General features: G+C 54.8%; 23 protein-coding genes. 13 read left to right on the forward strand and 10 right to left on the reverse strand.

Features of this window, described 5'->3' with window-relative positions:
* Nucleotides 1-188 precede the first annotated feature (188 nt).
* The 6 genes from ACFL9S_RS17755 to ACFL9S_RS17780 form a co-directional block, all read right to left on the reverse strand.
* Nucleotides 189-1,508 (reverse strand): MFS transporter, encoded by a 1,320-nt coding sequence (locus tag ACFL9S_RS17755; protein WP_405263190.1) that lies wholly within the window; start codon nt 1,506-1,508, stop codon nt 189-191.
* A gap of 244 nt (nt 1,509-1,752) precedes the next feature.
* Complete coding sequence (locus tag ACFL9S_RS17760) at nt 1,753-2,742, reverse strand: spore coat protein U domain-containing protein (protein ID WP_405263191.1); 990 nt, start codon at nt 2,740-2,742, stop codon at nt 1,753-1,755.
* Nucleotides 2,739-5,168, reverse strand: coding sequence for a fimbria/pilus outer membrane usher protein (locus tag ACFL9S_RS17765; RefSeq protein WP_405263192.1), 2,430 nt, complete (start codon nt 5,166-5,168; stop codon nt 2,739-2,741). The genes ACFL9S_RS17760 and ACFL9S_RS17765 overlap by 4 nt, the downstream gene beginning before the upstream one ends.
* A 3-nt stretch (nt 5,169-5,171) precedes the next feature.
* Nucleotides 5,172-5,891: a molecular chaperone gene (locus ACFL9S_RS17770; RefSeq protein ID WP_405263193.1), complete on the reverse strand. Its 720-nt coding sequence runs from the start codon at nt 5,889-5,891 to the stop codon at nt 5,172-5,174.
* Nucleotides 5,892-5,915: 24 nt separating this feature from the next.
* Nucleotides 5,916-6,440 (reverse strand): spore coat U domain-containing protein, encoded by a 525-nt coding sequence (locus tag ACFL9S_RS17775; RefSeq protein ID WP_405263194.1) that lies wholly within the window; start codon nt 6,438-6,440, stop codon nt 5,916-5,918.
* Nucleotides 6,441-6,463: 23 nt separating this feature from the next.
* Nucleotides 6,464-7,045, reverse strand: a complete 582-nt coding sequence (locus ACFL9S_RS17780; protein ID WP_405263195.1) for a spore coat protein U domain-containing protein — start codon at nt 7,043-7,045, stop codon at nt 6,464-6,466.
* A 551-nt stretch (nt 7,046-7,596) separates the two neighbouring features.
* Here ACFL9S_RS17780 and ACFL9S_RS17785 point away from each other — a divergent pair.
* Both ACFL9S_RS17785 and ACFL9S_RS17790 read left to right on the forward strand, forming a co-directional pair.
* The gene (locus ACFL9S_RS17785) at nt 7,597-9,732 is read left to right on the forward strand and encodes a putative bifunctional diguanylate cyclase/phosphodiesterase (RefSeq protein ID WP_405263196.1); all 2,136 of its coding nucleotides are present in this window, start codon (nt 7,597-7,599) and stop codon (nt 9,730-9,732) included.
* Nucleotides 9,733-9,797: 65 nt separating this feature from the next.
* Nucleotides 9,798-11,207 (forward strand): PLP-dependent aminotransferase family protein, encoded by a 1,410-nt coding sequence (locus tag ACFL9S_RS17790; RefSeq protein WP_405263197.1) that lies wholly within the window; start codon nt 9,798-9,800, stop codon nt 11,205-11,207.
* A gap of 82 nt (nt 11,208-11,289) precedes the next feature.
* On the opposite strand, the gene ACFL9S_RS17795 is transcribed toward ACFL9S_RS17790, so the two are convergent.
* Nucleotides 11,290-11,772: a YlaC family protein gene (locus ACFL9S_RS17795; protein WP_405263198.1), complete on the reverse strand. Its 483-nt coding sequence runs from the start codon at nt 11,770-11,772 to the stop codon at nt 11,290-11,292.
* A gap of 195 nt (nt 11,773-11,967) precedes the next feature.
* On the opposite strand from ACFL9S_RS17795, the gene ACFL9S_RS17800 reads away from it, so the two are divergent.
* Complete coding sequence (locus tag ACFL9S_RS17800; protein WP_405263199.1) at nt 11,968-12,975, forward strand: hypothetical protein; 1,008 nt, start codon at nt 11,968-11,970, stop codon at nt 12,973-12,975.
* On the opposite strand, the gene ACFL9S_RS17805 is transcribed toward ACFL9S_RS17800, so the two are convergent.
* Both ACFL9S_RS17805 and ACFL9S_RS17810 read right to left on the reverse strand, forming a co-directional pair.
* A complete protein-coding gene (locus tag ACFL9S_RS17805) occupies nt 12,972-13,430 on the reverse strand; it encodes a hypothetical protein (RefSeq protein WP_405263200.1) in 459 nt (152 codons plus the stop codon). The genes ACFL9S_RS17800 and ACFL9S_RS17805 overlap by 4 nt on opposite strands.
* Complete coding sequence (locus ACFL9S_RS17810; RefSeq protein WP_405263201.1) at nt 13,405-14,328, reverse strand: transcriptional regulator; 924 nt, start codon at nt 14,326-14,328, stop codon at nt 13,405-13,407. Before ACFL9S_RS17810 ends, ACFL9S_RS17805 begins: the two co-directional genes overlap by 26 nt.
* A gap of 398 nt (nt 14,329-14,726) precedes the next feature.
* Here ACFL9S_RS17810 and ACFL9S_RS17815 point away from each other — a divergent pair, with 398 nt between their 5' ends.
* The 5 genes from ACFL9S_RS17815 (at nt 14,727) to ACFL9S_RS17835 (ending at nt 19,441) form a co-directional block, all read left to right on the forward strand.
* The gene (locus ACFL9S_RS17815; protein ID WP_405263202.1) at nt 14,727-15,341 is read left to right on the forward strand and encodes a hypothetical protein; all 615 of its coding nucleotides are present in this window, start codon (nt 14,727-14,729) and stop codon (nt 15,339-15,341) included.
* Nucleotides 15,342-15,552: 211 nt separating this feature from the next.
* The gene (locus ACFL9S_RS17820; RefSeq protein WP_405263203.1) at nt 15,553-16,989 is read left to right on the forward strand and encodes a circularly permuted type 2 ATP-grasp protein; all 1,437 of its coding nucleotides are present in this window, start codon (nt 15,553-15,555) and stop codon (nt 16,987-16,989) included.
* Nucleotides 16,983-17,912, forward strand: coding sequence for an alpha-E domain-containing protein (locus ACFL9S_RS17825; RefSeq protein ID WP_405263204.1), 930 nt, complete (start codon nt 16,983-16,985; stop codon nt 17,910-17,912). The genes ACFL9S_RS17820 and ACFL9S_RS17825 overlap by 7 nt, the downstream gene beginning before the upstream one ends.
* Nucleotides 17,912-18,712: a transglutaminase domain-containing protein gene (locus ACFL9S_RS17830; protein ID WP_405263205.1), complete on the forward strand. Its 801-nt coding sequence runs from the start codon at nt 17,912-17,914 to the stop codon at nt 18,710-18,712. The genes ACFL9S_RS17825 and ACFL9S_RS17830 overlap by 1 nt, the downstream gene beginning before the upstream one ends.
* Before the next feature lie 18 nt (nt 18,713-18,730).
* Nucleotides 18,731-19,441, forward strand: a complete 711-nt coding sequence (locus tag ACFL9S_RS17835; RefSeq protein WP_405263206.1) for a peptidase — start codon at nt 18,731-18,733, stop codon at nt 19,439-19,441.
* 160 nt (nt 19,442-19,601) lie between these two features.
* Here ACFL9S_RS17835 and ACFL9S_RS17840 read toward each other — a convergent pair whose 3' ends face one another.
* Nucleotides 19,602-20,798 (reverse strand): serine hydrolase domain-containing protein, encoded by a 1,197-nt coding sequence (locus ACFL9S_RS17840; protein ID WP_405263207.1) that lies wholly within the window; start codon nt 20,796-20,798, stop codon nt 19,602-19,604.
* 349 nt (nt 20,799-21,147) lie between these two features.
* Here ACFL9S_RS17840 and ACFL9S_RS17845 point away from each other — a divergent pair, with 349 nt between their 5' ends.
* From ACFL9S_RS17845 to ACFL9S_RS17865, 5 genes are all read left to right on the forward strand, one after another.
* Entirely contained in the window at nt 21,148-22,878 is a 1,731-nt protein-coding gene (locus tag ACFL9S_RS17845) for a lysophospholipid acyltransferase family protein (protein WP_405263208.1), read from the forward strand.
* A 380-nt stretch (nt 22,879-23,258) separates the two neighbouring features.
* Nucleotides 23,259-23,741 (forward strand): type VI secretion system tube protein Hcp, encoded by a 483-nt coding sequence (locus ACFL9S_RS17850; protein WP_133843761.1) that lies wholly within the window; start codon nt 23,259-23,261, stop codon nt 23,739-23,741.
* Between the two features lie 22 nt (nt 23,742-23,763).
* On the forward strand, nt 23,764-24,387 hold the full coding sequence (locus tag ACFL9S_RS17855) for an N-acetylmuramoyl-L-alanine amidase (RefSeq protein ID WP_405263209.1): 624 nt from the start codon (nt 23,764-23,766) through the stop codon (nt 24,385-24,387).
* A 2-nt stretch (nt 24,388-24,389) separates the two neighbouring features.
* Nucleotides 24,390-24,815, forward strand: coding sequence for a hypothetical protein (locus ACFL9S_RS17860; protein ID WP_405263210.1), 426 nt, complete (start codon nt 24,390-24,392; stop codon nt 24,813-24,815).
* A gap of 194 nt (nt 24,816-25,009) precedes the next feature.
* Nucleotides 25,010-25,594 (forward strand): RES domain-containing protein, encoded by a 585-nt coding sequence (locus ACFL9S_RS17865; protein ID WP_405263211.1) that lies wholly within the window; start codon nt 25,010-25,012, stop codon nt 25,592-25,594.
* The last annotated feature ends 37 nt before the right edge of the window (nt 25,595-25,631 follow it).

The following is a 25,631-nucleotide window of genomic DNA, read 5'->3' on the forward strand; positions in this document are numbered from 1 at the left end:
GGGATGGGGCCAGTTTGAGTTAAGCCGGACGTCACGCGACAGGACGTCGCGTGCCGAGGCCCGCATGGATGCGGCCGTTGCCGTTCCGGTGTGCTCAAACTGGCCCCGGACCTGAAGCCAGACTGCCAGCCATTCATTTTTGTGGGGATCCCTCAGGGGGCGACCCTTTTTTCGGTCGCCCCTTTCATTTACACCTGAATCGCTGGCTCCTTCAGCCGCCGCACCTGATACTGCTTCACCAACCGCTTAATCACCAACGAACCCGCCAGCCCGCACAGCGCCGCTATCGTCAGCCATACGCCCGGCATCGCTTTATCCCCGGTAACATGAATCAGATAACTGCATATCGCCGGTGTAAAACCACCAAACAGCGCAGTCGCCAGGCTGTACGCCAGCGAGAACCCTGTTGCACGCACTTCAGCGGGCATCACCTCGGTCAGATACACCACCATGGCCCCGTTATAGCTGCCATACAGGAAGGAGAGCCACAGTTCCGCCTCCAGCAGATGGGCAAGGCTGGGCGAACCGACCAGCCAGTGCAGCACCGGCCAGGCGGTGAGGATCATCAGCACGGTAAACAGCAGCAGCAGCGGGCGGCGACCGTAGCGGTCGGAGAGGGAACCCATCAGCGGCAGCCAGATCAGATTGGAGATCCCGACGCACAGCGTGACAAAGAAGCTCTCTTTGTCGCTCATCATCAGTACCGTTTTACCGAATGTGGGGGTAAATGCGGTGATCATATAGAACATCACCGTGGTGGTGACCACCATCAGCATCCCGGCGAGGATCAGCGCCCAGTTACTGCCCACCGAGTGCATAATCTGACCCATCGTCGGATGATGTTTACGCTGGCTGAAGGCCTCTGTTTCCTCCAGCATCCGGCGGATCCAGAACAGGAACGGCACAATCATACAGCCGATGACAAAGGGAATACGCCAGCCCCATTCGGTCACCTGGCCTTTATCCAGCAGATGGTTGAGCAGCAGGCCCAGCAACGCCGCGACGATCACGGCAATCTGCTGACTGCCGGATTGCCAGCTGACATAGAAGCCTTTTTTGCCCTTCGGCGCGATCTCAGACAGATACACTGAAACACCGCCCAGCTCGACTCCGGCCGAGAACCCCTGGAGCAGACGCCCGAGCAGGATCAGGATCGGTGCAGCCATACCAAGGGTGCTGTAGCCCGGCACCACCGCAATGGTCAGCGTCCCCATCGCCATCAGCCCGAGCGTCAGCAGCAACCCCTTACGACGTCCGTGCTGGTCAATATAGGCACCGAGGATAATCGCCCCCAGCGGGCGCATCAGGAAACCGGCACCGAAGGTCATCAGCGTCAGCATCAGCGAGGCGAAGGGGTCATCCCCAGGGAAGAAGGTTTTGGCAATGGCGGTGGCGTAGTAGCCAAACACCATGAAGTCGTACATTTCGAGGAAGTTACCGCTGGTAACGTTGAAGATTGTTTTCGCACCGCCTTGCCGCGATGGATTGAGCTGGGGGGTTATCGCCATGACTGCATCCTTTTTGTGTTTCCCTCGTTTTTATCCTGCAAGGACGGTCGTGTATGTGATGGCGATCACTGCGTTAATTTACCATTTGTTCACATTGGTAACCAAAAATTAACAGATGATAGGGGGTTTAAAATCTGTACACTTTCTATGTACCGTCAACGACCTTGGCCTTGGCCTTGGCCTTGGCCTTGGCCTTGGCCCTGGTCCTTAGACCTGGCTTAGAACCCTGGCCCAGCGAGCCCCCCTAAAACGATAAATCCACCGTCACCGTATCATTATACGTCCCCGCCACAGGCGTCGCCTGGCTGGTCAGCACCTGCGCATTGTAGGTAAAGGTACGGGTCAGACCATCCGTGCTGGCGGTGCCGGCAGTGCTCTGTACCCGGTCAGCGGCAACGCTGCTGCCCCAGCGAGTGGTGCCCGATCCCTTGTAAATCTCATACGCCAGCTGGCCACCGGCGGCGCTGGTCATATAGCGCTGCGTGCCAACGGCGTGCTGACCGTTGTTCATGCCAACGCTGTAGGTGCTGCCTTTGGTACAGATCACGTTAATGCTCTGACTGACGGGGTTGAACTGGCTGACCAGCGGTGCGCTGCTGAAGTTAACGGCTGGGGCGGTGATGGTGGTGCAGTCTTTTGAAATCGCGATATTCACGATAATGGACTGGGTGCTGGTACCGGTTTGCTGTGAACCCAGCAGGCAGGCACCCAGCACGCCAACGCCGGTACAGACATCATAAGTTACCGCCACCGCCAGCGTGACGGTGTAGTTTCCCTCTGCCACCACCGCGCCCGGAACGGTGCGCAGAAAAAGAGGAATGTTAAAAATTACCTGCCCAGTGCCGCCAATATTCAGGCCTAGTAACTGAGTGCGCGACAGGGTGTAGGTTGCACCGCTGATGGTCAGTTCGCTGGTGGTGCAGGCGGCGTCGTAACAGAGCTGTATCGGGATCAGGTCCGTGCCCAGTTTCATGGCGCCGCGATTACCCACGGTTGAGCCGAGGGTGGCTCCGGTGAGCTGGAGCTTAATGGTGTCGCTGCTCAGCAGTGCCAGCACCCCGGCACCGCAGTTAACGGTAATATTTTGCGTCACGGTGCTGATACCGGTATTGACGGTAAACGAGCTGACAGGGCCAAAGCTGGCCGTCACGGTGGGCGTCGTACAGGCCGCCAGCGCAGGCAGTGCGCCACCCATCAGCAGGATTGCGCTACACAGCAATAATATTTTTCTCATGGTGTCTTTCCTGAAGGTAACGGTGGCAGCGTGCAGACCAGCGGGCCGTAGGTGGTCAGTGATTTAGGCCGTCCGCCGGAGAGGGGCAGCTCTGTGTTGCAGGCTCGTCCGTCCGGGGTTTGCGCATGGATGGGATTATGTTCGGTCAGATTTTCTAACCAGGCGATACCATCCCAGCCGACAAAAGTCGTGGTCTGGCCAGGGCGATCAATCTGCGTGGAAAGCGGCAGCGGTTCACCGTTCTGGTCATGCAGGATCACGCTGGCCGCCCGCAATGTCTCAACGGGGAAATGCAACAGATAGCCGCTCTGGCGCTTTACGGAGAAGCGCTGTTCAACGCTGCTGGTGGTCATATCCGCCGGAAGATCGAGCGTGTCGATATCGTATTTTGCCGGGTAGTAGGAGCTGACTCTGGGCACCAGCAGGTAGCCTTGCTTGTCGGTCTTACCCATCAGCTGGTTTTCAAAACGCACATTGATATCCGGGTAGTCGGTTTTCACCAGCACAAAAGCATCCGTCACCTGGTTGGCGGCAAAGGCGCTGCCATCCATCAGCACCAGCGCACCTGAAATATCGGCAAATTCGGTACTGTAACTGTCATCACCGTAAAAGCCCGCTGAGGTTTCCACCTTCTGATTGCGCCAGCGCAGATTGCCCTGTCGGTAGTACCCGTTCGTGTTCTGATTGGCCACCGAGGCGTCCCAGGCGAAGCCGCCATCGGACGGCATGGATTGTGACAGATTGAGGCGTTCGGAAGTGCCGCCCTGCTGATTGCGTTCCACGCTGATGCTGGCCGTGCTCAGATCGCTGAACGGGATCATCACGCCAACGGCACCGGACCAGTCTCCGCTCTGCTGATCGCGGCTGGCAGAAACATACAGGCTGGAACTGGCCCATAAATTCCTGCTCCACGACAGATTGAGCAGGCGAGTGCGGTCGTTACTGGCGCTGGTAATATCAATCAGTGCGGCCCCCAGGCTGCCAAACTGATCCAGCGAGACGCTGGCGTTGTACTGGGCACTTCGGCGGCTGAGAGTGCTAAATGCCAGCGCGTCAGGGCTGTTTTCACGGTCGGCATACAGGGCAAGATTACCAAAGCCAGTGGTACGTTGTGTTTGCTGCACCCCTACACTGAAACGGTTGGTGCTGTACTGATAGCCCCAGCTGTATTGCCTGCCGTTTTCTCCCTGCATCTGGCTCTGGCTGGCCGAACTGTTGACCACGCCGTATGCCCCCAGTTTAAGCTGGATACCTGCACCACCGAGCGCCAGGGAAGGGGCGGCTTCGGCATGGCCTTCCAGTGTCAGCCAGTCGATCAGCCCGTAGCGGTAAGATCCGCTGGTTGCCGCTGAGCCGTAATCAACATTTTTCGCCCCGTAGTTTTGACGCAGGGCACCGGCGGAGAAAGAGTAATCAGACAGGCCACTTTTCAACAGACTACTGGCGACATAAAATGGCAGCGTGGTGCTCACCCGTCGGCCCTGTGCATCGGTGGTGACGACAACCGCATTCCCGGCACCGTTCACAAACGGCATATTCGTCAATGAGTAAGGACCGGACTGCACGTTATTACTGCTGGTTTTATAGCCGTTGACGAACAGATCAACGGTAGAAGGAACCGCAGCCTGGCCGGAAAATGAGGGCAGGGGATAGGTCACCAGATCCGGGCGCAGCGAGAAGTCGCGCGAAAGCTGGATACCCCCGAGACGCACGCTGCTGCTCCACGCCAGCGAGTCATTGATCAGATCACCCACCCGCCAGTTGAGGGCATTTTCTTCATTCTGATTGGACCACCAGGTGTCATAGCGGATAAAGCCATTTTCCTGCGCACCGGTCTCGCCGGAGAGCTGCTGCTGGTAAACACCATTGCTGGCAAACTGGCCGTAGCCGCCGAACAGCCGCAGTTCATTCCAGGCCGACAGGCGCGCACCACCGCTCGTGGTCTGGCTGGCGTACAGATCATAATTCAGCAGTACGCCATTACTGCTACGTCCTTCATAGCGCGGGCCGTTATGGGTGGTGCCCACAAAGGTTTGTGCGGGTAACCATTCGGGCGGCACGCTCAGCAGGATGCGCTGGCGCTGGCGGTCATATTCGGCCTTAACGCGATCCATCGCAGAGACATCCATAATCGACGCGTTGATCTGCGCACTGGGAATGCCCGCCTGCTGAAGATCGGCGGCGCGCAGCAGATAATGCCCGTCGCGAAATTGCACCGGTACCACTAATCCCCGATCCTGATCGTTGACGATCAGGCCCAGCATATAGCTCTGTGATGAGGTAGCCTGGCTCCCGGCGCTGGCAGAGGGCGGCGGCGGGAGCGAGCGATAGGTTTCTGCACTGCCCGTCAGCGGAAACAGGCAGGCCAGCAGGCCGGTCACGCCCAGGGTGCAGTGCCGTCCCGGCACCAGGCGGCGTTTGTTCATCGACTAGCGTGCAGAACTGGTACTACGCCAGGCCTGATTATTTCCCAGCTGTGCGCTGATTTCTGCGCGCTCAGATGCCGGACGGGTTAATGGGAAGGTATTACTGCTATTGGCTAATACATAACCGAACAGGCTGTTGGAAAGAACCTGTCCCCCCAGCGTGACATTGCTTAAACGGGCGTGAGCGCTTCCCCGATTAGTGATTTCCAGCACTTGTTTTCCCTCGCGATCCACCAGTTTCCAGCTCAGCTCCGGGCGAGTGGTCGCCGGATCGATCCCCTTGCCATAGACAAACAGCGGCACGGAATAGCGCATCTGGATCGTCACGCCAGCCTGATTCTCACCGGGTGCTTGCGGCGTGGGGATCTCATCCAGCAGTACCCGGTAAGCGGCTTCCTGACCGTCGGCGGGCGGCGTCTGTTTAATCAGACGCACCAGCTGGCGCTTGCCCGGTTCAATACGCACCACGGGCGGGCTGGCCACCACCTGCAGCTGAGTCTGGTACTGCTCCTGCGCATTGACCTGCTGCCAGCTAAACACCCGCACCTGCATCAAGGTGGTGCTGGCACCACGGTTTTCCAGCCACAATTCGGTAGCTTTGTCGTTCTGAGTGATTTTGGGGTCGATCGGCCAGATCAGCACCGAGTTACCGGCATGAGCACTAAGGGCCAGAACGCTCAACAGCAGAGTGAATAACGCGCCTGCGAGGTGATGTTTTTTCATTAATGCTCCTTGAATTCCCCGACATTACCAGCTCAACGTCACCGTCAAAGTATCGCTGTAGGTTCCGGCACGGTTAACACCGCTCAGTTGTAACTGGCCGTAGATGGGCAGCGTAATATTGTTGGCATTGCTTAGCGTCAGTAACACATTCTGATTCACCGGTATCGCGGTGGTATGAGCAGCACTGGTGTAAAGGTAATAGGCCACCAGATTGGTGTCACCGGCCACTTTTAAGTTGCGCGTAGTGGTGAAGTTACTCCCGCCGTTGATACTCATGTTCAGTGCCGTACCCGGCGTGCAGGCAAGCGTAATGCTGGAGTCCTGCACATAGGCGGCATTGGCTGTCACTGTGCCCACCCCGGGTTGAGTACCAAAATCGAGTATGCCGAAAACCGTGGGCGCCGTGCTGGTGATCACACAGCCATTGACGATGGAAGCACTGACGCCAAAATCAGCGGCGGGCAATGCATCGCTATGATTGCTGTAAACCAACAACAGTAATATCAGCGGATGGATAGCACCCACATATCGCCTGAATGACGCCTGCATGATGGACTCCCCTGTCGCGACAATCAGTAATTCACTGCGATATTAATCGTATCCTGGTAAGTCGCCGCCGGAATGTTGACGTTATTGGTCCCACCGCCAGTAATACGGCCATAGATCGGATAGTTATCACCAAGCAACGGGTCGACCGTTCCCGAGCTGACCAGGTTGGTGTTATTGGCGATCGGCGTGGTGTAGTTGGTATTGCCGTAGAGGGTGTAGGCGACGCCGACTGTGGCGGTAGTGGTATTGATCAGGTAGCGTGGCTGCGCCGTTTCCGTACCGTAAACGGTGGTTGGTTTGATACTGCTACTGGTGATTTGTACCGAATAGGTTGAGCCGGTGGAGCAACGGACGAAAATACCATTACCGACCGTTCCCGCTCCCACCACTGTGGCGGTTAGCGTGTCAAACGTCGCTGCGCTGGTACCGAAGTCCAGGGTACCGAAGTTAACGCCAGTCTGGTTGGTGGCTAACTGCCCATTGACCAGACAGCCCGCCGTCAGGATCAGTTTGGCGGCAATGGTTCCGGTGGTGGTCGCGGCAAAGCCCGAACTGGCTACGCCAAGGCTCAGGCCGAAGCCCAGCAGAAAAAGCTTAGTTTTCATAACTATTCCTTACTAATTGAAGTGATGAACTTGCTTTTCCGCCTGATGAAAAAATTGTCGTCAGTTTTACTGAACGACCATGAAAAATAATAAAAACCCTTTAGGGGGTAAAATATAACGTAAGGAATAATCTGTTATTTGAATTAATGCGTTAGCATTGATTGACTTAACTATAGTTCAGCTATGCCAGACTGATGATGGAATCGTGAAAATATTTTTATGTGTTGCCAGGGTCATAGATAAGCAGGCTTAAACGCCGCATGGCGACAGGGATTGGGAAATTTTCAAGAATATTCCTACCCTGGTCTGGTCGAATTATCAGGCCAATGCTATGTTCACTGCCGAAGAAGAGGAAAATTAATACACGATATAAATTATAGGGATATATCCTATGCCTGTAAAAATTCTCTTCAGGTTCCCTCACTTTCCCCTGGGGCTGCTAAAGTCGGCTGATTTTTAGCCGATAAATAAGCACAAGCCTGGGGTGATTAATAATGACACCGGGTCACTACACACTAAGCCGAAATGGCTGCTGCATTCGAGATTGTCATATGCTCATGAGTTCGTACGATCAACTGCTGGTTATCGTCTCTTTCATCGTCGCGTTTCTGGCCTCCTATACCGCCCTGGATATGGCGGGACGCGTTGCCACCTCGACTGGCAAGGTCGCCCGCGTCTGGCTGTTCGGCGGTGCATTCGCTATGGGCGTTGGGATCTGGTCGATGCACTTTATTGGTATGCTGGCGATGAGCTTGCCGATGGTTATGAGCTACGACGCCAGCCTGACCGTCGTATCGATGGTGATCGCCGTGGCGGCATCCGTTTTTGCGCTGTGGATCGTCTGCTACGGTGAACTGCCGTGGTATCGGCTGTGCGGCGGGGCGGTGATCATGGGCAGCGGGGTGGTGGCGATGCACTACACCGGCATGGCCGCACTGGCGGTGAACCCTGGTATTATCTGGGACTGGCGCTGGATTTGGGTGTCGGTGCTGATTGCGCTGTGTGCCTCTGGTGCTGCTCTGTGGCTGGCTTTCCACCTGCGTCAGGGCACCGGCCGTCTGGCGCTGATGCGCAGCGGCGCGGCGCTGATCATGGGTGTCGCGATTGCCGGGATGCACTATACCGGCATGGCGGCAGCCAGTTTTCCAATGGACAGCCACGCCACGCATCTTGGGGTCAACAGCAACTGGCTGGCGATTCTGGTGGTGGTTGTCACGCTGGCTATCCTCGGCATTACGCTGCTGGTATCGATGCTCGATGCGCGCCTTCAGGCACGAACCTCAGTGCTGGCATCCTCTCTGGCAGAGGCAAACCGCGAGCTGGCACAGCTGGCGCTGCATGACAACCTGACCCGCCTGCCAAACCGCATCCTGCTGGAAGATCGTCTCGACCAGGCCATCAACAAAGCCTCGCGCGAGAACTCGAAATTTGCCCTGATGTTTATGGATCTTGATGGCTTCAAAGCCGTCAACGATGCCTTCGGCCACCATATTGGCGACAGCCTGCTGATCGCCGTGACCGAACGGATGAAAGAAAAAGTGCAGGGTCATCACACGCTGGCACGCCTTGGCGGTGATGAGTTTGTGCTGCTGATAGAGATTGACGACCCGAACGATGCTGCCGCCGTGGCAGATGCGCTGGTGAAGGCTGTCGAGCGGCCATTTGATATCTCGCGCTATGAGCTGGTGGTGTCGCTGAGTATCGGTATTGCGGTATTCCCGGGCGATGGAATCGACGAACGTGAGTTGATGTTTAACGCTGATGCCGCCATGTACCACACCAAAAATAACGGCCGCAACGGTTACAGTTTCTTCCAGCCATCGATGAATACCATCGCGCAGAACCAGTTACAGCTGATTAATGACCTGTGGCTGGCACAGGAAAATGAAGAACTGCGACTGTTTTATCAGCCTAAATTCTGTGCGCCGCGTGGGCCGATTATCGGTTTTGAAGCGCTGCTGCGCTGGCAGCATCCGCAGCGTGGTCTGCTGACGCCGGATATCTTCCTGCCGCTGGCAGAAAAAACCGGGCTGATCGTCAGCATCGGTAACTGGGTGATTGGTGAAGCCTGCCGCCAGCTGCGCTGCTGGCATTTGCAGGGCAACAGCCAGTGGTCGGTGGCCGTCAACCTGTCGGCATTGCAGTTTGAGCAGGCCGGGCTGGTGGAAACCGTGGTGAAGGCGCTGGAAACGCACCATATCCCGCCGGAGCTGCTGACGCTGGAAGTGACCGAAACCACCGCGATGCGTGACCCGGATGAGAGTATTCGCATTCTGACACAGCTGACGGAACTGGGAGTGAAAGCCTCCATTGATGACTTCGGTACCGGCTATTCCAGCCTGCTGTATCTGAAGCGTCTCCCGGCCAGCGAGCTGAAAATCGACCGCGCCTTTGTGAATGAACTTCAGGCACAAACCGAAGATGCCACCATCGTCACTGCGATTGTGGCGCTGGCGAAAACGCTCAATCTGAAAGTGGTGGCGGAAGGGGTGGAAACGGCTGAACAACAGGCATTCCTGACCGGGCTAGGCTGCAATACCTTGCAGGGTTATCTGCTGGGCCGTCCGGTACCACCGGATAAAGTCCCGGGCCTGAAACAGTATGTCGACGGCGATGATGAGGTGGAAACGTCAGAGGTGGTTGCCCCAAAGCTGGCCGTGGTCGTACCGCTCTCTGACGCGGTGTGATTGTGTTGAAACAGGCTATCGACCTATAATAGTTTACTATTTCGTTAAAATGGCCTGTAACAGTCGTGGCAAAATATGAACAGCTGGTGGCACAGATCCAGCAGCAAATCGAGGCGGAGATCTGGCTGCCGGGGGAGAAACTTCCCTCGCTACGTCAACAGGTTGACCTGAGCGGCATGAGCCTGATGACCGTAATGCACGCTTATCAGGTGCTGGAGAGCCAGGGCTGGATCCAGTCGCGGCCGCAGTCAGGTTATTATGTTGCGCCGCGCGCCGAATTTCTCAGCCAGCCGATCGGCCATCAGAAAGTGCAGCTAGCCGAGTCGGTTGATATTAATGCCTTTATTTTCGATGTGTTACAGGCCTGCCGCGACCCGCAGATCGTCCCTTTTGGTTCCGCATTTCCTGACCCGGAACTGTTCCCCCAGCGCCAGCTGATGCGCGCGTTGACCACCGTTTCTCACAGCATGAAAGCTGTTGATGCCCTGCATAATTTGCCACCGGGTAATGAAGCGCTGCGCAAAACGCTGGCGCAGCGTTACGCCTTACAGGGCGTTCAGGTTTCCCCGGATGAGATTGTGATCACCAATGGCGCAATGGAAGCGCTGAATCTCAGTTTGCAGGCGCTGACCGAACCGGGTGACTGGGTGGCGATCGAAAACCCTTCGTTTTACGGCGCGTTGCAGGCCATTGAACGCCTGAAGCTGAAAAGCGTGGCTATCGCCAGCGACCCGCAAACCGGTATCGACCTCGATGAGCTGAGCCGTTCGCTGGAGCGCTGGCCGATCAAAGCGCTGTGGATGATGACTAACCAGCAGAACCCGGTCGGCTGCACGCTCAGTAAAGCGAAAAAGCAGCAGCTGGTGGCGTTACTGTCGCAGCACGGCGTGGCGCTGATTGAGGATGACGTTTACAGCGAGCTTTACTTCGGCCACGAGAAACCATTGCCAGCCAAAGCGTTCGACCGCGACGACAACGTGCTGCACTGCTCCTCATTCTCTAAAAATCTGGTCGCCGGGTTTCGTGTTGGTTGGGTGGCGGCGGGCAAGCATGCGCAACGTATTCAGCGTTTACAGTTGATGAGTACATTGTCGACCAGCGCGCCGATGCAGCAGGCGCTGGCCACCTACCTCGGCACGCGCAGCTATGACCGCCATCTGCGGCGTTTACGGCAGATACTTGAGCAACGTAAAAATCTGGCGCGTCAGGTGCTAAAGCGTTATTTACCCGCCGGAGCACAAATCAATGATTCACTGGGGGGCTACTTCCTGTGGGTGGAGCTGCCAAAACAGGTGAATACCACCGAACTTTACTACCGGGCACTGCACAACAATATCAGCATTGCCCCCGGGAAAATGTTCTCTTCCAGCGAGCAGTACGCCAATTATTTTCGTTTTAACACCGCATGGTGGAATGAATCGCAGGAAGCGGCAGTCGCCACATTAGGAAGGTTAATCGCTGAATTACTGCCGTAATGCGCACCATAACTACTTAGGGGCGAACCCTTTTTTCCGGTCCGCCCATGCAGATGGTCCCCACCACAAGTCAGGTCGGACTCTATACTGCTGCGGCGCTTTTCTGGCCCCAGGTCAGGTGGAACACGTCGTAAAAATCGACTTCACCTTTTAACGACAGCAGCTTATTGATGCCCTGTTTCACCTTGTCCGGCACATTATCACTGCTGAGAATGTCGCCAATCGCCTGTTCAGACAGCGTTCGCACATAATACCATTCGCCGTTGTAGCAGACGCGCAGATCAAGGGTGTCGATATCCTCAAAGCGGTATTTCGGGTTCACATCCATCAGCATCAGGCCGCTCATCAGCATGATAAAAAGGGTCGCGCCCCAGAACGCGGGCCAGCCCAGAAAATCAGTGGTAAAGATCAGGGCAACCGTCAGGATGTAGCAGCCGTACATGGATGCCCAAAGCCCCGGATGGGTTTTTAAAAACTGAAAACTGAAGCGCGGTTTATTATCGCGCTGCTCCTCGCGATTCAGGGTATCGATCTCGCGCAGCAATATTTTTTTTACTTCTTCCATTGAGTACCTCTGTTCAGGAGTCTGGGCAGAGTGAAAGTAAACCATGTTTGTCACCATAACAGCAGACACAGTTTTGTAGTATTACGCTATAACAGTTACGAATAAGGTCAGGGCCGGATCGCCAGTTACCCGGTGATGGTATAAACTTGACCTACAGAGTCTTGATGACATAGATGGTTGAATATAAGGCAAACAATGAGGTTTACTCCCCCTCTTCTATTACTCATTCCACTGGCATGGCTGGTCGTTGCGATCGCGCCCGCTCATGCGCTGGACTGCGGCCTTCCCCCTGATGTTGCTGAGCGCACAATATGTGCCACTCCTCAACTGACCTGGCTGGATGGTATTTACAATGATACCTTCCACGATCGGGTGATAGAGAACCCGCAGCAGGCAGGCAAGCTGGTCAAACCCTGGCTGAATGGCATAGAAAACTGCACCAGTGTTGGCTGTCTGCGCAACGCTTATTTATCCCACATCAGTCGCTTATTTGAAGCGGATCGGAAAGTGGACTGGTCTGGCGTGTGGTGGAATACCACCGTCTCTCACGGCAACAGCGGCAGGATGCAGATCAGTCACCAGAATGCCTGGGGATTCCTTATGAATGCTACCGTTCAGGGGGGAATTTATCATACGGTTTTTAACGGTGAAGTACGCTTTCATTCCGGTGTGGGTTTTACCGATAAAATCGTCTGGGGCGGGGATTGCGCTATCATGCTGGTGCCTTTATCCAGCGGGAAAATGAAAGTCATCAGCGACAGTCTCAGCAGCTGCGGCCTGCTATTACCCGGAGAGATGTCCATTGATGGGATCTACACCCGAAGTGAGACTGATCCGCGCCCGCCTGCGACATTACTCTCACTTGGCATCATGCCTGATCATGCTACCGACGAGGTGTTTCGCCAGTTGGTCGGCAGTGATTATCAGAAGTATGTCGATACGGCCACGGATTTTAACTACAGCGAAGATCTCGACAATTTCGGGGCAACCGTGGTGTCTCTGTGGATGAAGGGGATGGCCAATCGCCAATCGGCCATCATCATGACCACGCCGCAAGGCCAAATCTGGGCGTTGCGTGCGGAGCCGGCTGTGGAGGGGAAGGGGGTGACCCTGCATTACTCAACAACCGCGAGTGAAAAAAACCACCTGCCGAAAACCCTGGCGGCCTGGCAGGCGCGCTTTATCAGGTCATCAGGCAGTTAACGGGTGCTAAGGATCTGCCCCGATGGGGTAATAACCAAATGCTGGCCTTCGAAGGTCAGCTGATCAAACACCACTCGTTTCTGCCAGCCGTAGCCGAGAATGCTTTTAATCATCCGGTTTTCATTATTGTCAGAATAATAAATGGGCTTAAAATCAAAGATTAATTTGTTTGAATAGACGCTTCTCTGTAGCAGATTCACTTTCACGCCAAAACGATTATCGTTCGGGCTGGTCAGTGTCATGCTCAGGCGATGATCCTGAGTGACAAATGTTGTGTCATAGATTTCACGCTTGCGCGACAGCAGATCGTAATAGCCCAGCTGCACATCCTCCTCGTGAAATATCTGGGTAAATAGCCTCATCTGCTGTCCCGGCAGCCGCTTCATCAGTGCGGCGCTGAGCAAAACCAGCAGTGTCACTAACAGCAAGCTAATTGACGCAGTTTTCCATTTCATTCAACTTTCTCTCTGTTTCCCGGTAGATCAGCGCCGTCAGTAAAGCAGCATTCGTTCGCCAGTTAAGAATATTCATCGCCAGCTGCGTGTGGTCGCAGCTATTTTTTAGCGTCAGGGTGTAATTCAGTGACGTGCATGATCCAAAAAAGATCGCATCCATTTTCACCTGCTGATTTTTAAGCAGTTGATTCAATGGATAGAACGCGGTTCTTAACTGGTTATGCAGATCTTCACAGGCGAAGTTCTGCTCATGTTGACGATTCAGTTCCAGCAAACGGATGTTGCTGTAAACGCCCGCATCCCGTTCGGTCACTTTAGTGACCGGCGCCAGCATCGGCAGAACAAAGAGCCAGATGATAAACCCCAGCAGTAAGACCGATTGTGCAGGCACCAGCCAGTACCAGAAACGCCGAGTTGGTGGCTGAAAAGGCGTAGTGTCTGGAGCCGATACCGCCAGCGATTCGCTCGGTGGCGCGGACTCTGGCTCACTCGCCTCAACGCCATCTTCGGACGTCAGGGGGGCGTCCCCGTCTAACGCAGGTATTTTGGCCAGTTCATACGCGTTCGTCGAGGAAACCCGCTGGCAATACTCTGCTTCGAGGATATAACCCTTTCTCGGCACCGTTTTAATAATACGCTGCTGCTTGCCGTCATCCTCCAGCGCCGCACGCAGTGCATGAATCGCATTCGGTAAACTGTTAAGACCGATAACCCGCCGTTCCCAAACAAGCGCAGTGAGTTCATCACGGCTTAATGTTTTTCCGGCATTTTCAGCCAGGACCAGCAAAAGTTTGAGTTGATATTCGCCCAGGCGGCGCTCTTCACCACTCAATTGATGGAGTAACGTACCGGACGAAAAATCGACGTACCAGTGGTGAATAATATAATCCGCTGTCATAGCTTGCCGTTTTTCAGAAAAATCAGTGAATATGCTGGGGGATACTTCTGGTGATAATAGGTAATTATAATATAAATATCATGAAAATTATTGTAATAGTCACGCATTATAAAATGCTACGGAAAAGTATCACGTTATTTTAAGTGGGGAGCAGGGGGAAATTAGATCCGACTGTTCCCTGCGGGAATAGTAACGCCTTGTTATTGAATGGCATTAAAGTCAAATCTCAGTAGGGAAGAACATCAGAGGTAGATGATAATCGATGAATTTGGCTTAAGTTCAATTAAATTAATAAGTTATGTGATCTGCTGCGTGAGGAAAACATTGCAAGCTGGCGGAATAGTGCCACACTTAATTTCACGATCACTCAACAAGGCAATTTGACCCAGGAGCCTGATATGGTGACCCATTCTCGCAGTGTAATGTTAATGATGTCGTTTGCTGCCGGGACCTTTGCTGCAGGTGCCTCCTCAAACCCGCGCCATTTGATGCTGGCGCAGCCCTCACAGGGTATTCCCAACAATCCACTGCCACTGATCATCTACCCACAGGTGGTGCCGGATGAGACAGAAGAAGAGGCGGAAGAGACAGCGCCAACCGATATGGCAGAGTGGTTCCGCTCTGAGTTTGGCCGCCACGGCTGGCCAGTCAGCTGGCACGCGCCGATTTATCCCTATACCCATTATCACCCGAATACCCATGAATTGCTGGGGATCACCTGCGGCTGGGCCGAGATCCTGTTTGGTGGCGAAAGCGGGCGTATGGTCACCGTGTATGCCGGTGATGCGATACTGATCCCGGCTGGCGTCGGGCACCAGCAAGTAGCCGCCAGCGATGATTTTATGGCCGTCGGTGCTTATCCACCGGGCGTGATGCCGAAAACCGTGCGGGACGAGCTGGCATTGATGGAACAGTCTATGTGGGAAATAAAACGTGTTGCGATGCCGGAAACCGACCCCATTACCGGTGGGGAAGGGGCGTTGACCGAAGTCTGGCATCCGCTGGCACACTAAGAACCAACGTTTCACCTTCTGAACAGGTTCCCATCGTTTTACCGGAATGCACCTTATTGGTGCATTCTCCTTTCGCACTTCGCTTTTCTTGATCCGCTTTGTCACCAGGTTGTCGTTTGTTCCTCGTTCTGTGCGGGGCGGGCTGTGCGTTCCGACTCTGGCACACTTTGTGCAGCTCTTAATCAAGTTCACAGACAGCGGAAGGGAAATCATGAATCAGAGCTATGAAATAGCGTCACACTTTTATGATGAGATGTTGCTGAACGATGGACGCTATCGCGGGCACTATCGGGAATACTGGCAGTGGCTGCAGCAGGCTGACCAGCAGGCGATTGCGCGCAAACGTGAAGAGGCGGAACTGTTGTTTCACCGCCTGGGGATTACTTTTAACGTCTATGGTGATGACGGCGGTGCCGAGCGTTTGATCCCGTTCGACAGCGTACCGCGCATTATCCCTGCCAGCGAGTGGGCGATGCTGGATAAAGGCATCCGCCAGCGCGTTCAGGCACTGAATGCCTTTCTGCATGATATCTACCATGACCAGCGCATCCTGAAGGCCGGGATCATCCCTGCTGAACAGGTGCTGGTTAACGATCAGTATCAACCCTGCATGCAGGGCCTCAACCTGCACCGTAACCTCTATGCGCACATTATTGGCGTGGATATGGTGCGCAACAGCGACGGTGAATACTACGTGCTGGAGGACAACCTGCGAACCCCGTCCGGCGTCTCCTACATGCTGGAAAACCGCAGAATGATGATGCGCCTCTACCCGGAGCTGTTTGCCGACCAGCGCATTGCCCCGGTCGAACGTTATCCCTCACTGCTGCTGCAAACCCTGCGCGAAAGCTCGCCGATCAACGATCCGGTGGTGGTGGTGCTGACGCCAGGCCGCTTTAATAGCGCCTACTTTGAGCACAGCTTCCTTGCCCAGCAAATGGGCGTAGAGCTGGTGGAAAGTGCCGACCTGTTTGTCAAAAATGGTGCGGTGCTGATGCGCACGACCGCCGGGCCGTGCAAGATCGACGTGATCTACCGCCGGGTGGACGATGCCTTTCTCGATCCGCTGGCGTTCCGGCCGGATTCGATGCTCGGCGTGCCGGGCCTGCTGTCGGTGTATCGTGCGGGCAACGTGGTGCTGGCGAACGCCATCGGCACCGGGGTGGCCGATGATAAGTCGATCTACCCGTATGTCCCGGAAATGGTGCGCTTCTATCTGGGGGAAGATCCGATCCTCAACAATGTGCCCACCTGGCAGTGCCGCCGCCCGGATGAACTCTCCTGGGTACTGGCTAACCTCGAAAAACTGGTGGTGAAAGAGGTTCACGGCGCAGGAGGCTACGGCATGTTGATTGGCCCGGTCGCCAGCAAACAGCAGCTGGCAGACTTCCGCGCGCTGTTACTCGCCAAACCACACAACTACATTGCACAGAACACGCTGGCACTCTCCACCTGTCCGACCTTTGTCGAGCAGGGACTGGCTCCGCGCCATATCGACCTGCGTCCCTTTGCCCTGAGTGGGGCGGCTATCCGGCTGGTGCCGGGCGGGCTGACCCGCGTGGCGCTCACTGAAGGTTCGCTGGTGGTGAACTCATCGCAGGGCGGGGGAACGAAAGATACCTGGGTTCTGGAGGATGACGCATGCTAAGTCGCACGGCCAGTGGCCTGTACTGGATGGCGCGCTATTTAGAGCGCGCAGAAAATATTGCACGCGTGCTCGATGTTACTAACCGCCTTTCTCTGATGCCGGTGCGCGGCAGCCATAATAATGAGCTGCGCGTGCCGCTTAATCTGACCAACACCGATGAGCTTTACTGGTCGGTCAGCGATCGGCTGAGCATGTCACAGCTGTTCAGCTTTTTTGCCTTTGATGAACGGAACCCCGGCAGCATCTTCAACTGCTGGCAGGCGGCCTGGAACAACGCCCATGCAGTGCGCGGCAGCCTCTCTTCTGAAGTCTGGGAAAGTATTAACTCCAGCTGGATCGAACTGAGAAAAATGCGGCGTAACGGCGTCAGCAGCGACGGCGCAGATGCCTTCTTTGACTGGGTAAAAGAGCGTTCACATCTGTTTCGTGGCGCGATGTTCGGCACCCTGATGCGCGGCGATGCCATGAGCTTTATCCGTCTGGGCACACTGCTGGAACGTGCCGACTGCACGGCACGCCTGCTGGACGTGTATCAGTATCTGACCGATGACGATGATGACACGGTGCGTGAATACTATCGGCTGGATACGCTGCTGCGTTCGGTGTCCGCGCGCGAAGCCTATCACACCATCTACAAGCAGCCGCTGGCGGCAGATGGCGTCAACGAGATGCTGATCCTGCGTGAAGAGAGCCCGCGATCGTTACGATCCTGTCTCGATGAGATCGCTAATCAGCTCAATCAAATCGGCAGCAGCGGTGAAGACAGGCCGCGTTACTTGCTGACGATACTGCATGCGCAGCTGCGCTTCAGCAGCTGGGGATCCCTGATGGATGACGGGCTACATGCCTGGCTGCAACGTTTTCTGGGTGAACTGGCATTGATTGCCGACAGCATCCATCACACTTATCTGGAGGCGAAATAATGAAGCTGACCATCGCGCATAAAACCTGTTTCAGCTATCAAAGTCTGGTGCGTCAGAGCACGCAGTACCTGCGTCTGACGCCACAGGACTCGGTGCATCAGCATATTATTTCGTGGGACCTGCTGCTGCCGGAAGAGGCGATTTGCACCACCGACACCTGGGGCAACGTACTGCATGTACTGACGCTCGACCGCCCGCATCAGGAAATCGAGATTGAAGCACGCGGTGTGGTGGAGATCCTCGACGACGAAGACAGCGCCCCGGACCCGGACTGCATGCTGTCGCCGCTGGTGTTTTTACGCATGACGCCGCTGACGCAGCCCGACGCAGCGATCAGCGATTTTGCCCGCCGCTACTACCGTGAAGAGGCCCCGCTGGCGAGCCTGGAGCGCCTGATGGGCGAGCTGCTGTTGAAAATGCCTTATCAGCCCGGCAGCACGCTGGTGACGGATACCGCCGCGAAAGTCTTCGCCGCAGGCAGCGGAGTTTGTCAGGATCACAGCCATGTTTTTCTCGCCTGCTGTCGCAGTCTGCATATTCCGGCCCGCTATGTGAGCGGCTATCTGTATACTGACAACGTGGAACATGTGGCGACGCACGCCTGGGTGGAAGCCTGGGTAGACGGTAGCTGGCACAGTTTCGATATTACCAATAATACCCGCAGCACCCGCCAGCATCTGAAACTGGCTGTGGGGGTGGATTATCTGGATGCCTGCCCGGTGCGTGGAATGCGCCTTGGCGGTGGCAGTGAAGATATGCAGGCAGTGGCTGCGGTACAACTGGTGTTTTCGCAGCAGTAATCTTTTATCGGACTCACTATGACCTATTGTGTAGCTATGCGTTTATCGTCAGGGATGATTTTCGTTTCCGATTCCCGTACCAACGCGGGCGTGGACCATATTTCCTCGTTCCGTAAGCTTCATGTTTTGCAGCAGGACGGCGAACGGACTCTGGTGCTGCAAAGCGCCGGTAATCTGGCGACCACCCAGAGCGCGTTGAGCCTGCTGCGGCGTGGCTGTGAAGATGGCAAAAAGCCGAACCTGATGAACGCCACCAACATGTACGATGCGGCGCTGCTGGTAGGGGAAACGCTGCGCGCGGTGATCAAGCGCGACGGCGAAGAGTTTGGTGGCACGCTGATGCTGGGCGGGCAGATCAAAGGTGAAGATCCACGGCTGTTCCAGATCTACCCGCAGGGCAACTTTATTGAAGCCAGTACCGATACGCCGTATTTCCAGATCGGGGAAAGCAAATACGGTAAGCCGATTATTGACCGCGTGCTGCGTTTTGATACGCCGCTGGATCAGGCGATGCAGTGCGCCCTGATTTCAATGGACTCTACGCTGGCGAGTAATATTTCGGTGGGATTGCCGCTGGATGTGATGGTCTATCCCACGGACAGTTACAGCAGCATGCAGCAGTATCATATTACGGAGAAACATCCCTATTTCTCGCAGATCCGCCAGTTATGGAGCAGTGGTTTACTGAGTGTGTTCTCGCAGTTACCGCCGCTGGAACTGGACGAATAACCCCGGGCGAGGCATGCCTCGCCCCTACGGTTGGGTTGTTTCGCTGGGTGCTGGGCGAATAACCCCGGACGAGGCATGCCTCGCCCTATGCCTGCTATCGTAGGGGTCGGGCATGCCCGACCCGCATTACCCGAATTGCCGCGACCCGCATAACCCCGCATTACCGACATCCACCCACCGCATCCTGGCTTTCGGCCATCCGCAATAACATGCGATGGCCGATGGTGTTGTCCCAGTTAAAGCTGTTTTGCAGCACCACAATCGCCGTTTTATGCTTCAGATCCATCCCGATATAGCTGGCATAGCCGCCAATAAAACCGGATTGATAGAGAATGCTCTGCCCGTTCAGATTGCTGCTCAGCCACGCCAGCGCCGAGGCGTCGTTCTGCGCCGCTTTAACGCGAAGGGTGGTGGCATCATCAAAGGCTTTATCCAGCGTCGGATCGCCGCTGCCGTAAAGATGGGCGCTCAGATAGGTCAGCAGATCGTTGCCGCTGGACCACAACGAGGCGGCTCCCACCATATAACCGTTAAAATTCCAGTCCGGCACCACCTCACCGCGCTTCACAAACTTCGGCTGATCCCCGGCATGCCCGCGTGCCCGCAGCCAATAGCCCGGCAGCCGCTGCGGCTGATAACCGGTATGGCGAAGGCCGAGCGGCGCAATAATCCGCTGCCCGGCGATCTGCTGCGGCGTCTGGCCCGAGCGCTGTGTGATGGCGTAATCGAGGATCGCGTACCCCAGATTGGAGTAAATCACCTGCTGATGGTGCGGGCGGCTGAAGTCCTGCAAATAGCTCAGGAACTCGCCGTCATCCAGATCGTCGTAGAACGGCGCACCGTCAAACAGATACGCCGTCAGCTTGCGTAACATATGCAGGCTGGGCATCTGGCGCGGCAGCCCGGCAGTATGGGTGGCGAGCTGTTCAAGCGGGATAGCCCGCGCATCCTCACTCAGCGAAACGTCTTTGCCTGTCAGCTGGCCGAGGGTGTCATCCCAGCGCAGCTTTCCGTCTGCGACCAGCAGCGCCGCACTTTCAGCGGTGAACCCTTTGGTCACGGAGCCGACGGCAAACAGCGTATCGCCGTTGATGGGAATACGCTTATCGGTATCGGTAAAGCCGTAGCTGAATATATGGCGCTGGCGGTCTGCACCCAGCACGGCGACCACCATGCCCGGCGTGCGATTTTGGTCAACCTGCGGCTGTGCCAGCCGATCAATCTGCGCGTTGAGCGGCAGGCGACAGCTGGCCTGCAGGCTGGCTGCCGCTGACGTATCAATACTGTTGCTGGACAGCGAACCGCATCCCGCTAACAGCAGGCAGAGCAAAGGGAGCAGCGTTTTCAGGTTCATCATGAGGAGTCAGTCATGCTGATAATTTTTACTGCCACACGCGGATTATGCTGCCAGGGGGGAAAGGGACGCGATAAGGTGCGAAAAATTTCCGAAAGCACACGCTGTAACCATGCGGTAAATAAAAAAATATCAATAAATTGAATTAGTTATAGTTGTGTGCATTTTAACCTGAACGCCTGGTGAACAGCAAGGAAAGCCGTTAATTCGCGCAATATTCAGCGCAATCTGAATCCGTATCCTCCTCAGTGCCGCGGCACAAATCCATCGGGTATTTCACCTGTCATTTGCCTGACATGAAAATGTCATCCGGGCTGGTTAGTGTGCCGATAAAACACCTGGAGGCTAACCCGTGTTTACAGTTGAAAGCGTATTAGACGATCTCAGTCCCGGACATGACACACCCTCCTGGCAGAAAAGCGTGCTGCGCCGCCTGCTCCATGAAAAAGAGTTCCAGCAGTTCAACCAGCGCAACCGCCACCTGAAAGGGCTGGATATGGTGGAGCAGGTGCTGGAGTACCTGGATGTCAGCTGTGAACTCAGCGAACGCGATCTGGAGCAGATCCCCAGCAGAGGACCGGTGGTGATTGTCGCCAACCATCCGCTGGGAACGCTGGATGGTCTGGCGCTGCTGCATGCCGTCTCTCAGGTGCGACGCGATGTGAAAATTGTCACCAACCGCCTGCTGAACTGCCTCTCTTCGCTGAGCAGCCTGATGGTGCTGGTGGATAACATGGGCAACCGCACCAGCCGCCAGCAGGTTGGGCAGATGCAGGAGCAGTTGGAAAACCAGGGCGTGCTGATCTTCTTCCCGGCGGGGGAAGTCTCCCGCTTCGGCAGCAAGGGCGTGAAAGATGGCAAATGGAGCCACGGCTTCCTGCGTCTGGCCGCCCGATTCCGAGCGCCGGTGGTGCCGATCCACGTCAGCGGCCGCAACAGCGCACTGTTCTATCTCACCTCAAAAATCTACCAGCCGCTGTCGATGCTGCTGCTGGTGCGTGAAATGTTCGGCAATCGCGGCGTGCGGCTGAAACTGAAAATCGGCAAGCGCATCCCTTACGCCAGCTGGCACGATGGGCACACTCCGGCGAAAGAGCTGGCGGCGCGTTTCCGTCGTCATCTCTACCGTATCGGCCTGGGTAAATCCGAGCTGTTCCAGACGGAAGCCGCCATTGCGCGGGCAGAAGATCGTGCCGTATTGAAGCGGGCGCTGGCCGGGTGCGAAGTGCTGGGGCAACTGCCCGACGGTAAGATGATTTACCTGTATCGCCGCCAGGGCGAAGACTATGTACCGATCCTGCGTGAGCTGGGCAGGCTGCGTGAAATCGCCTTCCGTGCGGTGGGCGAGGGCAGCGGGACGCGGCGCGATCTTGATGATTACGACGACGACTATTATCACCTGATTTTATGGGATGAAGAGGCGCTGGATATCGTCGGTGCTTACCGCTTTATTCCCACCGCCGAACAGTTCGAACGTAAAGGTTTTGAAGGGATCTACAGCCACAGCCTGTTCCATTACGACCACCAGATGAACCCGGTGCTGATGCAGGGCATTGAGCTGGGGCGCAGTTTTATCCAGCCTGCTTACTGGGGCAAACGTGGCCTCGATTATCTGTGGATGGGCATTGGCGCGTATCTGGCGAAATACCCGCAGTACCGTTATCTGTTTGGCCCGGTGTCTATCTCAGGCGGTCTGCCGCTGGCGGCACGCGATCTGCTGGTGGCATTCTATCGCCTGTACTTTGCCCCGGACCTGCCGCTGGCGACCTCACGCCGTCCGTATCCGGCCTCGCTGCCCGATGTGCTGGCCCAGTTCAGCGGCGATAACTACAGCGACGATCTCAAGCGTCTGAAACGTTTGCTAAGCAACCTGGGGACGGGGATTCCGCCGCTCTACAAACAGTATTCCGAGCTGTGTGAAACGGGTGGGGTACAGTTTATCGACTTCGGCAGCGACCCGGACTTCAATCACTGTATTGACGGGCTGGTGCTGGTGGATCTGACGAAGCTGAAAGAGAGCCGTTTTCAGCGTTATATTGCGGTGCATCATGCGCCACCGGTGGCAGAGCCTCTGGCCGACTGATTCGGGTGAGTTCAGCACCTGATTTCAGAATGAAGGGATGCATTGTATTGGCTGGCCGTGCCAGTAAAGGTTCGGGGCCAGTTTGAGCACGCCGGATCGGCAAAGTCCGCATCCCGGGCCTCGGCACGCGCCGTCCTGGCGCGTGACGTCCGGCTTAGCTCAAACTGGCCCCATCCCCGCAAGAGAGTGCTCGCTGTGCGTGTTAAACCCGCGTCGGTGATAAATGCAAAATCATTTTTTTACTATTTATTATTCACCGCCATTGGATTTACCTTTCACCTTTCCGCAATAGATTAAATATATTAATCAATCCACTAACAGGTTCCATTTAAATAAACAGCCATCCGTTTTATGATTTTATTCATCAACAAGGAAGAGACATGGCTCAGGATATTTTCATCAGATTTACCGGTATTGAGGGCGAGTCCCAGGATTTTGCACATAAAGGCGAAATTGACGTTCTGCGCTGGACGTGGGCTGCCCGCCAGCCTTCCAATATGCACTCAGGAAGCGGCGGTGGCGCGGGGAAATCCACCGTCGGCGACCTTTACTTCGATCACTTTATTGATAAATCCAGCCCCAATCTTCTTCAGTATTCCCTTAGCGGTAAACCGATCCCCGAAGCGGTGCTGACCGTGCGTAAAGCGGGTGGATCGCCGCTGGAATATCAGATCATCACCCTGCAAGAGGTCATCATTACCCGGGTGGCGCTTATCTGCTACGACAACATGCCCGCACCACTCGAAAAGGTGGCCATCGCGTTCTCGCGGGTGAAGATGGATTACGTGCTGCAAAATGCCGAGGGGAAAACGGCAGGAACCGTTTCAATGGGGTACGACATCAAAGCCAATACGGTGATCTAAATCGCCTCAAGGGAGGGAACCAATGCTATACGTTAATGAAAATGGTCATATTTATGCCGACCGCATTAAAATCAAAATATTCAGTAATATCGAACATGAAAAAATGGATGCGGTGAATGGCATTGTCGTGCATCAGACCAATGCGTCGACAGCCAGCAGCACCTTTCATAGCTATCAAAACAAAGGCGCAACTGGCGCTCACTTTCTGATTGATAGAGATGGCACCATCTATCAGACCGCCTCGTTGTTTAAAGTTACCTGGCATGTGGGGAGGCTACAATCCCGTTGTTATTTGACGAAAAAGTGCGAACCTGCTGATCTCCAAAAAGTGGCCGATCTGGAAAAGTCATGGAGAAATTACGATAAGGTGCATCAGATTGAAAAAGTAAAAAATTACCCTGATCGATTCCCCAGTAATGTCGATAGTATTGGGATAGAAATTGTGGGCAAGGCGGAAAGAGTAGAAAATCCTAAAACTGGGAAAACAGAATTCGTTTATGAAGAGGTCAATGAGCAGCAGAACGATTCTTTGAATTGGTTAGTTAAAGAGCTTGTCAGTACGCTAAAAGTCTCAATGAATGAAATACATCGCCATCCGGATATTGGTAGGAAAAACTCAACTGAGGCCAGCACAGCGAAATGGTAAAAATGACAAGTATCTTCACGGCTATTTTCTGCATTTTCATTGTCGTTTCAGTTCATGCGCAGGCAAGAGTTGTCAGCCACCTCGAGGTTAAAGGTATCGGGCTGTACTCTGACCAACGGAATGATAAGTATGAAGAAAGAGCCTGTAAGGTCTTCAGGCCGACAAAAAAACAGATGACCCGATATTTCAATCTTTCTAAAGAATCGGAAGAAAGTGGAGATCTACTTCATGAATATTACTCACCGTGTCTGGCGATAGGTAGCGTCATATTTAAAGACGGTTCTTCAGGTCGATGGACAGTACAATCTAGCGGTTTAGGGATTGTTGTTTTTGAGAATGGGAAATCAGCCGTCTTCTTCCATAAAGACAACAAATGGACAGATCCTTATGCCTGCACTTATGGATTAGGTAACGATCCTATATGTTAAATAAACCACTGCGCCAGGGATGGCGCAGTTTTCATGTTCAACGCTAAAGGGATGTTAGTATGAAAATAATGAAATCTGCGAACCCTGCCGGGCAAGCACGGCAGGGATTATTGCACAACAAAAATCTGGACGTATTCTGGCGATTGACCTTCAACAAGGCCCAGGTCTTTTGATGCGTCATCAAAGGAAGTTGTATGAAAGCGCAATCAACTTCAGCGCGCCAATTGAGAAAAACGACTGTGGGCGATACAACCCTCCCGGGGGAAGTGTGGCGGTATGGTATGTATGCCTCTGACTCTGCGTTAACGGCGGCGGCGGAAGCATACGGGCGTTTGTTCCATCTCAAAGGAACGAAATCTTATCCTGAATCGGTACTTTCACAACACTATATGTGTTCTGTGGATGTCATGAGGACGGTGAAAGTAATTGATGTTGTAGCACTCTGTGAGTTGTTACATATCCCTTTGGATAGCTTAGAGAACGAGGATTACACCTTTACTCAATGGCTAATGGAATATCTTTATACGCATTTCGGACGTGACTATGGCGGGATTGCCTATACCTCAAGACATAAACGCTATAAGCGTTGTTATGCCTTTTGGGAACGACCGGGTAGTACACCAGCCTTTACCGATACCCCTCACGGGATGGTGCCCTATGCCAGTTACGTCGAAACTGATAAAGGCATGTTCCCTAAGCGGTGGCATAAAGGAATGATGTCAGGTGAAGAGATGTTCGAAGAATTGCTTGGATTCGAAATTACGCCAGAACCAATGTAAACCAAAGAGGGGCGGGCTGGCCCCCTTTTAAAACCAG

The organism is Erwinia sp. AnSW2-5, assembly GCF_045107195.1.
Classification (GTDB): Bacteria; Pseudomonadota; Gammaproteobacteria; order Enterobacterales; family Enterobacteriaceae; genus Erwinia.